General features: G+C 64.6%; 15 protein-coding genes. 8 read left to right on the top strand and 7 right to left on the bottom strand.

Annotated elements, in window-relative coordinates:
- Position 1 precedes the first annotated feature (1 nt).
- The gene (ccsB, locus tag CH262_RS14520; protein WP_094629849.1) at positions 2–964 is read left to right on the top strand and encodes a c-type cytochrome biogenesis protein CcsB; all 963 of its coding nucleotides are present in this window, start codon (positions 2–4) and stop codon (positions 962–964) included.
- Between the two features lie 9 nt (positions 965–973).
- Here ccsB and CH262_RS14525 read toward each other — a convergent pair whose 3' ends face one another.
- Genes CH262_RS14525 through CH262_RS14535 form a run of 3 tightly spaced genes read right to left on the bottom strand, consistent with a single transcriptional unit; the run spans position 974 to position 3,917 of the window.
- On the bottom strand, positions 974–1,315 hold the full coding sequence (locus tag CH262_RS14525; protein WP_254924065.1) for a DUF3703 domain-containing protein: 342 nt from the start codon (positions 1,313–1,315) through the stop codon (positions 974–976).
- A 6-nt stretch (positions 1,316–1,321) separates the two neighbouring features.
- Entirely contained in the window at positions 1,322–3,526 is a 2,205-nt protein-coding gene (locus tag CH262_RS14530; protein ID WP_094681416.1) for a heavy metal translocating P-type ATPase, read from the bottom strand.
- The gene (locus CH262_RS14535; protein WP_027494226.1) at positions 3,519–3,917 is read right to left on the bottom strand and encodes an ArsR/SmtB family transcription factor; all 399 of its coding nucleotides are present in this window, start codon (positions 3,915–3,917) and stop codon (positions 3,519–3,521) included. Before CH262_RS14535 ends, CH262_RS14530 begins: the two co-directional genes overlap by 8 nt.
- 135 nt (positions 3,918–4,052) lie before the next feature.
- Between CH262_RS14535 and CH262_RS14540 the strand changes: the two genes are divergently transcribed.
- The 6 genes from CH262_RS14540 to CH262_RS14565 all read left to right on the top strand — a co-directional run bounded on the left by CH262_RS14540 (position 4,053) and on the right by CH262_RS14565 (position 8,834).
- Complete coding sequence (locus tag CH262_RS14540; RefSeq protein ID WP_032370897.1) at positions 4,053–4,712, top strand: DsbA family protein; 660 nt, start codon at positions 4,053–4,055, stop codon at positions 4,710–4,712.
- Entirely contained in the window at positions 4,687–5,334 is a 648-nt protein-coding gene (locus tag CH262_RS14545) for a vitamin K epoxide reductase family protein (RefSeq protein ID WP_094634693.1), read from the top strand. Before CH262_RS14540 ends, CH262_RS14545 begins: the two co-directional genes overlap by 26 nt.
- 55 nt (positions 5,335–5,389) lie before the next feature.
- The gene (locus CH262_RS14550; RefSeq protein ID WP_094634692.1) at positions 5,390–6,019 is read left to right on the top strand and encodes a TlpA family protein disulfide reductase; all 630 of its coding nucleotides are present in this window, start codon (positions 5,390–5,392) and stop codon (positions 6,017–6,019) included.
- A 59-nt stretch (positions 6,020–6,078) separates the two neighbouring features.
- The gene (locus tag CH262_RS14555) at positions 6,079–6,648 is read left to right on the top strand and encodes a TlpA disulfide reductase family protein (protein WP_094629843.1); all 570 of its coding nucleotides are present in this window, start codon (positions 6,079–6,081) and stop codon (positions 6,646–6,648) included.
- Positions 6,645–7,493, top strand: a complete 849-nt coding sequence (locus CH262_RS14560) for a cytochrome c biogenesis CcdA family protein (protein WP_094634691.1) — start codon at positions 6,645–6,647, stop codon at positions 7,491–7,493. Before CH262_RS14555 ends, CH262_RS14560 begins: the two co-directional genes overlap by 4 nt.
- Before the next feature lie 99 nt (positions 7,494–7,592).
- The gene (locus CH262_RS14565; RefSeq protein ID WP_094629855.1) at positions 7,593–8,834 is read left to right on the top strand and encodes an Nramp family divalent metal transporter; all 1,242 of its coding nucleotides are present in this window, start codon (positions 7,593–7,595) and stop codon (positions 8,832–8,834) included.
- Between the two features lie 236 nt (positions 8,835–9,070).
- Here the strand turns inward: CH262_RS14565 and CH262_RS14570 are convergent, their stop codons facing one another.
- The 3 genes from CH262_RS14570 to CH262_RS14580 form a co-directional block, all read right to left on the bottom strand.
- Positions 9,071–10,078, bottom strand: coding sequence for an arsenic resistance protein (locus CH262_RS14570; protein WP_094629841.1), 1,008 nt, complete (start codon positions 10,076–10,078; stop codon positions 9,071–9,073).
- Positions 10,075–10,509, bottom strand: a complete 435-nt coding sequence (locus CH262_RS14575; protein ID WP_094629840.1) for a MerR family transcriptional regulator — start codon at positions 10,507–10,509, stop codon at positions 10,075–10,077. The genes CH262_RS14570 and CH262_RS14575 overlap by 4 nt, the downstream gene beginning before the upstream one ends.
- A gap of 118 nt (positions 10,510–10,627) precedes the next feature.
- Positions 10,628–11,071 carry a bleomycin resistance protein gene (locus tag CH262_RS14580; protein ID WP_237606111.1) on the bottom strand — a complete coding sequence of 148 codons (444 nt, stop codon included), beginning with the start codon at positions 11,069–11,071 and terminating at the stop codon, positions 10,628–10,630.
- Positions 11,072–11,289: 218 nt separating this feature from the next.
- Here CH262_RS14580 and CH262_RS14585 point away from each other — a divergent pair, with 218 nt between their 5' ends.
- On the top strand, positions 11,290–11,844 hold the full coding sequence (locus tag CH262_RS14585; RefSeq protein ID WP_037190569.1) for a recombinase family protein: 555 nt from the start codon (positions 11,290–11,292) through the stop codon (positions 11,842–11,844).
- Between the two features lie 14 nt (positions 11,845–11,858).
- Here the strand turns inward: CH262_RS14585 and CH262_RS14590 are convergent, their stop codons facing one another.
- Entirely contained in the window at positions 11,859–12,635 is a 777-nt protein-coding gene (locus tag CH262_RS14590; protein ID WP_242640282.1) for a GIY-YIG nuclease family protein, read from the bottom strand.
- Positions 12,636–12,725 lie beyond the last annotated feature (90 nt).

The following is a 12,725-nucleotide window of genomic DNA, read 5'->3' on the forward strand; positions in this document are numbered from 1 at the left end:
CATGCCGATCGACGACACCCTCGCCCGTTGGAGCGACATCAGCTTCGAGACCGCCTTCGTGGTCTATCTCCTCGCAGCAATCGCATTCCTCGGTCAGCTCGCGACGACCCGTAGCGCGGAGCTGCACAATATGGAGCGACTGCGCACGCGGGTGATCGCAGCGACATCGTCGACGCCCGGTCGCATTCCCGACGCACCCCGGCGGGTTCCGTCCGAACGCATGGGCCGTACCGGACTCGGGCTGGTGATGGTGGCGCTGACGTTGCATGTCGGGTCGATCGTTCTTCGCGGGATCGCCGCCGGCCGCCCGCCGTGGGGCAACATGTACGAATTCGTCTCGGTCACCTGCGCGGCCGGTGTACTGGCTGCACTGGTGGTGCTGCGCTCCAAGCAACTGCGCACCCTGTGGTTGTTCGTCCTGGTGCCGACGTTGATTCTCCTGTTCGTCGCCGGCACCGTGCTGTACGCCAACGCAGCACCGGTGGTACCGGCACTGCAGTCGTACTGGCTGCCGGTGCACGTCTCGATCGTCTCGCTCGGCAGCGGGGTGTTCTTGATCTCCGGGGTTGCGAGCGCGCTGTTCCTGATCCGCATGAAGCATCCCGAGGCCTCGGGTAGTCGAGCCAGCCGGATCGTCGCCCGTCTGCCCTCCGCTCAGACTCTGGACATCGTGGCGTACAAGACCACGATCTTCGCATTTCCGCTCTTCGGCGTCGGCGTCATCCTCGGTGCCATTTGGGCCGAAGCCGCATGGGGCCGATTCTGGGGCTGGGACCCGAAAGAAACGGTCTCCTTCATCACCTGGATCGTGTACGCCTCCTACCTGCACGCCCGCGCCACCAGCGGATGGCGCAACACCCGCGCAGCATGGATCAACATCGCCGGATTCGTGGCGATGCTGTTCAACCTGTTCATCATCAACATGGTCGTCTCCGGGCTGCACTCCTACGCAGGCCTGAACTGATGACTCCCGCTACGTGCCCCCCAGCGCGTCCGCAAGGTCCTGCGGAATGGGCATCGGCGACATCAGTCCCGCCTCGACCCGGCCGGTGTTACCGGCCGGGTATCGCCCCGACCACGATCCTGGAGCAGCGACCACGATCCGAATCAACTGGCCCCAGGATTCGCGCCGATCGTGTTCTGTCACCGCAGCTTTCAACATCGCGGCGTGGTTGCGAGTATGCAACCACGGATAGGGCTGCGAGAGGATGTGTGCTCGTTCGAGGTGGTACCAGCGCACCTCTGTTGTCGATGCCCCTGCTGCTGCGGTCATTTCGATCTTGTAGAGCCTGCGTGCAGTTCGATCACCGCTCACAGGTCTTTACCTTTTTCCGCGGAAGAGTTCGCCGTACGCGGGGGTCGATGTGCAGCAGGTACATCCATCCGAGCACCCGGAGCTGCCATCGTCTGCTCCGATCGCCGATGGTGACGTTGCGGTGGTGGAGGCCAGTAGGTTCCCAGATGCAGGTGCGGTGTTCCTCGGCGTCGGAGCCGGAGCGCAGCAGGCATCCGCGAAGGCCGCTGCGGGTGCGATCGTGACGTTGAGGGCACCGGACGCCGCGGGCGGGGGCACGAAACCGTCCAAGGGCGTGGTGCGGGCGGCGCGAATCGCATTGGCAATGACCAGGACTTCGGCGAGTTCGTGGACGAGCACCACGGTGGCCAAGCCCAGGACACCGGTAGCAGCCAGTGGGACGAGCACGCCGATGATGGCAATCGACAAGGCGATGTTCTCGATCATGATGCGCCGGGCGCGTCGAGCGTGGGCCAGCACCTGCGGTAGATGCCGGAGGTCTTCCCCCATGAGGGCAACATCGGCGGTCTCGATGGCAACGTCGGTTCCCATCGCGCCCATGGCGATACCGACATCGGCGGTCGCCAAGGCGGGAGCGTCGTTGATGCCGTCGCCGACCATGGCAATCTTGCGTCCGGCCGCGATGTCGGTCAGCAGGGCCGCTTTGTCCTCGGGCAGTAGTTCGGCGTGGACGGCGGTGATGCCCGCCTGGGTCGCCAGAGCCTGCGCAGTGAGCGCGTTGTCGCCGGTGAGCATCGCAGTGTCGATACCGAGCGCGGTGAGTTGGCGGACAGCCTCGGCGGCCTCGGGCCGCAGTTCGTCGCGGACGGCGATCGCAGCGATCAGAACTCCGGCGCGTTCGACGAGAACGACTGTGGCACCGCTGCTCTGCAGACGAGCGACGTCGGCGCGGAACACCTCGGAGCTGGGGTGTGTGTCGAACCAGCTCGGTTTCCCGAGCCTGATCGCGGCACCGTCGAGGGTGCCGGTCAGGCCGTGCCCGGCGATGGCAGTGACATCATCAGCGGCCGCGACGGTCGACACGGAGGCCAGTACGGCGCGGGCGAGTGGATGCTCGCTGCGCGCTTCGAGCGCAGCAGCAACAGCCAGCGCGGCGTCGCGGCCGATTCCCGCAGCGGTGACGACGTCGACGACCTCCGGTCGTCCCGCAGTGAGGGTGCCGGTCTTGTCCAAGGCGACGACGCGAATGCGGCCCAGCTCTTCCACTGCTGCACCGCCTTTGATCAATGCCCCGTTGCGGCTCGCAGCCCCGATCGCCGCCACCACCGACAGCGGCACCGAGATGGCCAACGCGCACGGTGATGCCGCGACCAGGACCACCAGTGCGCGTTCGAGCCACAACATGGGGTCACCGAGCACCGCACCGACGCCGGCGACGAGTACGGCGAGAACCATGATCGAGGGCACGAGCGGACGTGCGATACGGTCCGCGAGCCGTTGGCCGGCCCCTTTTCGGTCCTGGGCCTGTTCGACGATGCGGACGATGCGAGCAAGCGAACTCTCCGATGCCGGCGCGGTGACGGTGACCTCGATGGCCCCGCCGCCGTTGATGGCACCGGCATGCACCTCGTCACCGACACCGGCTTCGATGGGCACGGACTCGCCGGTGATCGCAGACACGTCCAGATTCGTCGAACCGCGAGCGATGGTGCCGTCCGTGGCAGCTCGCTCACCCGGCCGCAGCACCATGATGTCCCCGATCACGACATCGTCGGGGGACAGGGCCTGCTCGGTTCCACCGCGCAGGACAGATACCGTCGGCGGCACCAACGACAGGAGTGCGCGCAGTCCGCGGCGGGTCTTGGTGACCGCGTATTCCTCGAGTCCCTCGGCGACGGAGAACAAGATACCGAGCATCGCGGCCTCGGGGATCTGGCCCAATGCGATGGCACCGAGGAGCGCGATCGTCATCAGCGTGCCGACACCGATGCGTCCGTGTCGCAGATTTCTCACCGTCGCGGGAACGAAGGTGACGGCGGCGATCGCGGCAGCGATCAGAGCGCCGACGGTCGCAACCGCATCGGCACCCGTTCGACCGAGCAACCACGATGCGACCAGGATGATCGTGGCGGCCGAGGCGAGTTGCAGCTCGCGGACCTGCCACAACCTCGGGAGTGCATCGGTTGGAGCTGGACCTCCCGTGTCCGCACCGTCAGCAGTGGATTCGGTGGTCGGCGCTGCCGGGGTAGGTCCGCAGCACGCGTCAGCCATGATCGACCCCGGTGAGATCAGCGGTGGCCGAGGCGGTGGGCAGTGCCTCGGTCAGTGTCGTGAGCAGTCGGGTGCCGCGGTCGGTGAGCGAATACATGACCAACTTTCCGTCTCTGTTCGATGTGACGGCGTCCGCGGCTTTGAGTTTGCGGAGATGGTGGGAGACCAGCTTCTGGCTCTGTCCCACGATCCACGCGATGTCGCAGCCACACATCTGCCCGCCGGCGTTCAACGCGAGCGCGATGGTCAGTCGGGTGGGGTCGCCGAATGCTCGGGCAGCGTCGGCTACCGGTTCGATATCGCCGACCGCGGGCAGAGTAGCGCGCACTCTCTCGGCGTAAGGGAGGTCCATACACAACAGATCGCACGAGTCCAGAGGTTCCAAGGCCATGGGCACAATCTAACAATCATGCGATCGTTAGGGAAGGACCATTAGTCAACGTTCGTACGATTGTTAGTGTCATAGCGGTCGAAACGCCCATATCGGGCCCATTGATCAATCCGAACGAATCGAGAAGGTGGTTGTATGAGCAGAGCGTTGAAGATTTCCTTGTCCCTGGTGATCGTGTTCGCCGCCGCGTTGGCTGTATTTCTGGTGGTGGATCGATCGGGGTCTCCGGATGCTGCCGCCGCCGAGCAGGCCGCGACCGACCCTGCCTCGATTGCGGTGCGCGAGAACAGTCATCGGTTGAACTCGGTGCCCGACGGCCGGGTCACGTTCGTGGAGTTCCTCGACTTCGAGTGCGAGGCCTGCCGATCGGCCTACCCGGCGATCGAGCAATTGCGTGAAGAGTACGGCGACCGGGTGAGCTTCGTGGCCCGCTACTTTCCGATCGCCTCGCACTTCAATGCCGAACGAGCCGCACGCGCAGTCGAGGCCGCGGCCCAGCAGGGCGGATTCGAGGCGATGTATCAGCGCATGTACGAAACGCAGGCGCAGTGGGGCGAACAGCAGGTTCCGCAGGACGAGTTGTTCCGCAGCTTCGCCGTCGAGCAAGGGCTCGACATGAGCGCCTTCGATGCCGCCTACACCGACCCTGCGACGCTCGCGCGCATCGAGGCCGACGTCGCGGACGGGATCGCGCTCGGCGTGCAGGGCACCCCGACGTTCTTCCTCAACGGCACCAAGATCGAACCCACCACCTACGGAGACCTCGCCGATGCCCTCGACGCTGCACTCGGCTGACCTCCCAGCGAACGAGACCCGACAAGGTGGATCGTTCGGCCGGAGCCTGCCCTGGCTGCTGTTGGTGGGCGGCCTGATCGGCCTGACTGCCGCGTTCGTGCTCACGGTAGAAAAGTTCGCTCTGGCGCTCGATCCCGCCTACGCCCCGACCTGCAGCATCAACCCGGTGCTCAACTGCGGATCGGTGATGGACACCCCGCAGGCGTCTGCGTTCGGATTTCCCAATTCCCTTCTCGGGATCGCAGGCTTCGCCGTCGTGGCGGCAGTGGGTGCCGCCCTTCTCGCCGGTGCGGTGTTCGCACAGTGGTTCTGGGGCGCAGTGCAGGTCGGTGTCACTGCTGCCGCAGTCTTCGTGCACTGGCTGATCGCGCAGAGCCTGTACGAGATCGGCGCCCTGTGCCCCTACTGCATGGCGGTGTGGGCGGTCACCGTACCGATCTTCTGGTACGTCACGCTGCGCAACCTCGACCGCGCCAGGTCGAAATCCGCTCTTGGGCAATGGTTTCGGCTATGGCTTGACTCGCTGATTCGCAATCACTCGATTCCGCTGACCGTGTGGTTTCTCGTCCTCATCGCCCTGATCGCGCAGCGTTTCTGGTCGTACTGGTCCACGCTCCTATGATCCGCGACGTACCGTTCGCCCCTCTGCCGCCCTCTCGAGAAAGAAGGTCACGGCGATGACGCGCGGCTGGTCGATCGTCATGCTCGTCGTTGTCGTTGCATCGATCGTCGCACTGTGGCCCCGCTCCGGTGGCGTCGAGGGCGGCCCGTCCGACGTCATCGCCAACAATGTCGCTCCGGTCGGACCCGAACCCACATTGTCCCGCCCGCCGGATGACGCGGCACGAGCAACAGCGCTACCGATGTGTCCGCCGCCGGTACCACGCGAAGGCGGTCCGCTGGCGGGAGTGATAGCGCGCTGCATCGGCAGCGACAGCTATGTCGATCTCGCCGACGTTCTCGGCAGCGAGGCGACGCTGATCAACCTGTGGGCATCCTGGTGCGGCCCGTGCCGCACCGAGATGCCCGTACTCGATGCCTACGCCGCAGAACCCGACGCGATCCCAGTCATCGGAATCGACGTCGAGGACCGACCCGAGGACGCGGCCGCGCTGCTCACGCAACTGGGCGTCCGCTATCCGAACTACATCGACGGCGGCAGCGTCCTGGACGCGCTCTCGGCACCGCCGGTCCTTCCCCTGAGCTTTCTCCTCCACCCGGACGGAACGATCGAGCGCATCACCGACCCGACAGTGTTCGAGACGACAGACCAGATCCGCACTGCAGTAAAGGATTTCACCTCATGACACGTTTTTTCCCTGCGCGGGTCGGTGCGCGCCGTCAAGGCTCCACGCCCACCGCGGCAATGGGATCGATTCTTGCCGTCGTACTACTGATCTCCGGATGCTCCGACGGCGCACAGGCTGCATCCACGGGAGGTAGCTTCGACTTCGTCGCCCCCGGCGGTCGAACCGACATCGTCTACGATCCCCCCGAAACACGCGGTACCATAGGCGAACTCGCCGGCCCCGATCTGATGGAGGAAGGCAAGACGACCGCTCTGTCGGACTACGACGGCAAGGTGGTGGTGATCAATCTCTGGGGTCAGTGGTGTGGCCCCTGCCGCGGCGAAGCCGACGACCTCGAAGAGGTCTACGAGACCACCCGCGAGCGCGGCGTGCAGTTCCTCGGCCTCAACGTCAGAGATCCACAGAAGGACAAAGCGCAGGACTTCGTGGTCGACAACGACGTCTCCTACCCCTCGATCTACGACCCTTCGATGCGGACCCTGATCGCTCTCGGCGGGAACTACCCGACCAGCGTGATCCCCTCGACGCTGGTACTCGACCGTCAGCACCGCGTGGCCGCGGTCTTCATGCGCGCCCTGCTCACCGACGACCTCCTTCCCGTCGTCGAACGGATAGCCGCGGAATGACGACTCTTCTCGCCCAGGACATCGGTTCGGCCTTCCAGAACGCGGCATCGAGCGGGCCACTGCTGCTCGCGATCGCGGCATGCATGCTCGCCGGGTTGGTCTCGTTCGCCTCACCGTGCGTGGTGCCGCTGGTGCCGGGATACCTGTCCTACCTGGCAGGAATCGCCGGTGCCGACGCCCAATCGGCCGATACCCGATCGCCCGGCACCTCGACCACCGGCACGTCGACCACCGGCACGTCGTCGACGGAGCTGGCGAATCGCTGGCGTGTGGCCGGCGCAGCGTCGTTGTTCGTCGCCGGATTCACGATCGTCTTCGTCCTCGCCACAGCCTCGATCTTCGGAGTCATCGGCACCTTGCGCATCAACGAGCAAGTACTTCAACGAGTCGGCGGCGTCATCACGATCATCATGGGTGCAGCGTTCATCGGATTGATACCCGCACTGCAACGCGACACCCGATTCGCACCTCAGCAGATCTCGTCCCTCGCCGGAGCGCCGCTGCTCGGCGGTGTGTTCGCGCTCGGCTGGACACCGTGTCTGGGCCCCACCCTCGCCGGCGTTCTGTCTGTCGCGGCAGGAACCGAAGGTGCAACCGCAGCCCGCGGGGTCACTCTCATCGTCGCGTACTGCATGGGACTCGGCCTACCGTTCGTCGTCCTCGCGTTCGGTTCGAGTTCGGCGATGCGCGGGGTGGGGTGGCTTCGAAGGAACTCACAGAAGATCAAGATCGCTGGCGGTGTCATCATGATCGCCGTCGGCGTGGCGCTGCTGACCGGAGTGTGGGGGTTGTTCATCGCCTGGATCCGCAACGAATTCGTCAGTGCAGTGATCCTGCCCATCTGATCGAGATGTCGCCGAACCACCACGCCGCATTGCATTGTTCGGGTAGCCGAACTATATTTTCAGGGTCCTGACATACTGTTGGTGCTGGAGGGTGTGGTCATGTCTGTGCTGCAGCGCCGATCGTCTCGGCCGCCCTCGAGGTTTCGGTCGGGCCTGGTTCTGCTCGGCCCGGCTTTCGTCGCAGCGATCGCCTACGTCGACCCCGGCAACGTCGCCTCCAACGTCAGTGCCGGTGCGCAGTTCGGATACCTGCTGGTCTGGGTGATCGTTGCCGCGAACGTGATGGCCGGTCTCGTCCAGTTCCTCTCCGCCAAACTCGGCATCGTCACCGGAATGACACTGCCCGAAGTAGTCCGCGAGAAGTCGAGCAGGACTGTGCGACTGGCATATTGGGGGCAAGCGGAGGTGGTCGCCATGGCGACCGACCTCGCCGAAATCGTCGGCGGTGCAATTGCCCTCTACCTGCTCTTCGACCTGCCGCTCCTGATCGGCGGCCTCATCACCGGGGCCGTATCGATGATCTTGCTGGTGGTCCAGGATCGGCGGGGCCAACGGCCCTTCGAGTTCGTGATTCTCGGGCTACTCGGTGTCATCGCCGTCGGATTTCTTGCCAGCGTCGTCGTGGAACCGCCATCGTTCACCGAGGCCGCGGCCGGTCTGATTCCGCGGTTCGACGGCGCGGAAAGCGTGTTGATCGCCGCCGCGATGCTCGGTGCGACAATCATGCCGCACGCGGTGTACCTGCACTCCGGCCTTGCACGTGACCGGCACGGACACCCCGAGGCAGGGCCTGTCCGTCAGCGGTTGTTGCGGATCACCCGGATCGATGTCGGGTTGGCGATGCTGCTGGCCGGGGCAGTGAACATGTCGATGCTGCTGTTGGCGGCATCGACGTTGGGGGGCCGCGAGGGCGTCGACTCCATCGAAGGAGCCCACGCAGCGGTAGGGGACACCCTGGGGCCGGTCGTAGCGCTGCTGTTCGCGGTGGGCCTGCTGGCCTCGGGCCTTGCATCGACATCGGTCGGGGCCTACGCCGGCGCGATGATCATGGACGGCCTACTACGTAAGCGCATTCCGATTCTGGTGCGACGACTGGTGACCCTTGTTCCCGCACTGGCAATTCTGGCAGCAGGAGTCGACCCCAGTCGGGCACTGGTCGTCTCGCAGGTCGTGCTGTCGTTCGGTATCCCGTTCGCGTTGATTCCCTTGGTGCGGTTCACATCGGACCGCATCCTGATGGGCAGCGATGTCAATCACCGGATCACCGCATACGCGGCATGGCTCATCGCGGGAATCGTCGTCGCACTCAACATTGCACTGATCTATCTGACCGTGGCCTGACTGCGCGCGGGTGAACGTGTCCTGCACGCCTGTATTTCAGGACGATCACCGCTCGTGTGGTGATGGTGTTGTGCACGGTGAATCAGCATGAGTGGGTTCTGCCGCCGAAGTCGGGGTCTAGCAGGACGAACCGCCGCACACCGATTGCCCCGCCGTAGAAGCAGTCGACCGGACGTTGCTCGACACACGCCTTGTCCATGACATCGATGCTCGCTCGGCGCGTGTGATGACGTCCCTCACTGCGTCGACTGTCCTGTCGCGGCGGTGGTCTCGCCCGGCACCAGACGCGGCACGTAGCGGACGTAGAGCACCATTCCGATCAACTCCACGAGGGTCTGCGTCACGACCACCACGGCGGCCAGGCTCAACGCCGGTGGTAGCGCCAGGGCGAGTGGCAACACGACCAGCGAGTTACGGGTGGCGCCGGAGAACACCAACGCCCGCGTCGCCGGCACGTCCTGACCGAACACCTTCCCGGCACCGACACCGACGAACGCCATCACGATCAGAAACACCACGAAGATGGCTGCAGCAGCGGCGAGTTGGTCGATACGGCTGCGGATCGAGTCGATCTGGGAGGCGACGACGACCGCGAGTGTCACCATCATCACCGGCACCATCGCCGCTGCCATCGCCTCGATGATTTGCTCGCCCAGACGTCGACGTCGCGCCCACCGCTGCGTCGCCGCAGCCAGCGCCAGCGGGATCACGATGAGTAGAACGAACGCCTCGGCAAAGGGGGCGATGTCGATGATCGAGACAGTCTCGGCCCCGACGAACAACCACAGCCACAACGGCAGCAGGGCGATCTGCAGCAACATCAGCAGCGGTGCCCCGGCGAGGAGGCGTTCCGATGCCGCGCCGGCCAGTCCGCTGAAGACGATGACGTAGTCGATGCAGGGGGCGAGCAGCACCAGTACCACACCGACGAGGACAGCTTCGTTCCCTGCGATGATGCGGGTCAGTGCGAACACCACGATGGGGACGGCTGCGAAGTTCAGAACGACCACCGCGGTGGTGAACCGGGCATCACGTAGGGACCGGCCGATCGCGGCGAACGGCACTGCGAGGAACGTCGCGTAGAGCAGAACGATCAGCACCGGATTGATGGCGTGCTCGAACGTCGGTGCTGCGGAGGGGAAGGACAACCCCACCCCTGCGCCGGCGACGAGTGCGAGTAGATACAGGCCGATCTGGTGGGTGTCCCACCATTGCACCGCCGACGTTCGCGCTGTTTCGGTCATGACGCGCTCACGGGTGCGGTCAAAGTCGACGCCAACCAGCTGCATTGCGGGTCGCACGGTGTCGACGCGTCGGGGGTCTCGTCGAGACGAACCAGCGCGGCGGTCAGCGCGTCCCGCAGCACGGTCAGCTGCGCGATCGACTCCTCTGCTCGGGCGATGTGTTCACGCAGTGCCGGTCGCAGCCCGGACTTCACCGCGGCGCACGAATCGTTCTCCCACACACGCAGCATCGACTTGATTTGCGGCAGAGCGAGATTCAGGCTCTTCGCGGCGGTGATGAACGCCAATCGCTGCTGTGCTCGTTCGTCGTAGACACGGTAGCCGTTCGGGGCTCGGTCCGCCGGAAGTAGGCCCTCGCTCTCGTAGAAGCGCAGCGTTGTCGCTGGCACCCCGGTTGCCGAGGACAGTTGCGAGATCAACAGAGCAGACATGACCGCAGACTAAAGGTTCGAGTCGGCTCGAAGGCAAACCGGCCGAGTCCGGCCCGCCATCGAGTCCGCGGCAGCACAAGGGACGTCGGGCTCGTTGCTGCCTCGAAGGGGGGTGGGGTCAGGGTGCGCCGTCGCCTGGAGTGTTGGGCTCGTGTTGCCTCTTCTCGGTATGGAACGTGATCAGATTGCCGTCGATGTCGACAGTTGCGAACTCCGTCGTTCCCCAGCCTGTCGAGACGGGACGGCCTACGTCTGCGGGGTGAAGCACCCCCGCGCGGGACATCTCGGCGTAAAGGTCGTTGATCTCGTCCACGGCGATGCGGCAGCTGGCGGTGCCGGCAAGGAACGTCTCGGCTCCGCTGCACACCGGCCATGCCGCGTGGTCTGAACGGGTATCCCAGCTGTCGTCGTCGGCGGCCCACAAGTGGATCTCGACGTCGTCGCGGGTGAGCCTCGCGAAAGTCGGGTCGGTGTACCGGGTCGTGAAGCCGAACGATCGGACGTATATCTCGGCAGCGGTGTCGATGTCTCGTACCGGCAGCGCAGGTACCACTTTCGACATGCCCATAGGCAACACTAACGCCGACGAGCCGGAGGGCGAGCCGACCCCGCCTCATATTGCTGGCGCTCAGTGCATTCGACTTCTGACACAGTGAACGCGACTTCTGAAACTGACATCCGGTGCGGAAGCGACCAGCCCGAATGTCGTGCCAAAAACGTGAGCTAAACCGATCGTGTCAGAACCTGCCGTGTCAGTGAGTTGTGGCAGTCTCTAGCCCTGTGGGGCACAAATACGGATACGCCAGGGTTTCGACCACTGATCAGACACCCGCGCTACAGAGCGACGCTCTGACTGCGTTCGGGTGTGAACGGCTCTTCGTCGACACTGCGAGTGGGTCCACGACCACGAGGCCCGCGCTCGACGAGCTCCTGGCCACCCTGTTGCCCGGAGACACCTTGTGCGTGTGGCGGCTCGACCGGCTCGGCCGTAACCTCCCGCACTTGATCGAACTCGTGACCGAGCTGAAATCCAGGGGAGTGGGGTTCGCATCGGTCACCGAACAGATCGACACTGCCACCGCCGGGGGTGAACTCATCTTTCACATTTTCGGTGCCCTCGCCTCGTTCGAGCGGCAGCTGCTCCGCGAACGCACGAACGCTGGCCTCGCCGCCGCGCGCGAACGCGGCAAGATCGGTGGCCGGCCACCCGCACTGTCGACCGCCAAGAAGCGTGAAGCCACCCGAATGCGTAACCAGGGCAGCACTATCGGCGACATAGCTGAAATCCTCGGAGTGAGTCGGCGAACCCTGTACCGCCATTTTGCGCAATCCTAGAGCTGAGGGGAGAACTACGCGGTTGGCACTCCCGCTCCGACCTCGACGGAATCACTCGCCGGTGACGCCTCACGCTGCGCCTGAGCGCTGGCCAGCTCACGGGCCTCTAACACGTTCAGATCTTCGCCGGCTTCGTTCTTCCAGCTGATGCGTCCATTGTTGCTTCCACCTACGAGCACTGCGCCGGCAGCGGATGGACTGTCGAAGAGCTCGTCGTCGCGAAAAATGAAAGCGTCATCTTCGATCGTCGCGCGGCCGCTGGCGATAAGAGACTCGCGGGTAGTCCTGACGCGCTCGGTAGCTGCGCCACGTAGATCCGGTCGGCCACGGGAACCTCGTTGCACAACAATGCCTTCGGAAGTCAAGTATCCCTGCGCGTCGCATCCGGACTCACGGAAGAACAGAGGCTGGTTTGGCGATTCTTCACCTGCTCTGGATTCACCCTTCGTTGGACGAATCGAATCGAGGATCGGTGCACCAAGGGTGGTCAGCAGGACGGAGATCGTGTCCAGAAACTCGTGGCAATCCGCCTCGAGCGGTGCTGGTGTGAACGGGTTGCTCGCATCGTTGCCATTGGTCAGCGTGTACCGGTCTGCGCGTTGGGCGGTTCGGATCGACAACCACTCCAGATAGGAGACGTGCGTGGACGTCCATTCATTGGTCAACGACACTGCAACCATCGCGCGGGTCCAGTTCTTCTCGCCATGCTCACCTAAGCGTTTACCGACGTTCCCGGTCTGGCCGATGTACGCGGTCCGCTCGTCATCGCTACCTCCGAACAGGTAGTACACCCCGACCTGCGTCGATGCCGGTAGCTTTGCAAATTCGCTCAGCAGCGATCGCGGGATGTCGAAGACCCGGACAGTCCTAGTGGTCAGGCT

It is taken from the genome of Rhodococcus sp. 05-2255-1e, from assembly GCF_002259025.1.
Lineage (GTDB): Bacteria > Actinomycetota > Actinomycetes > Mycobacteriales > Mycobacteriaceae > Rhodococcoides > Rhodococcoides fascians.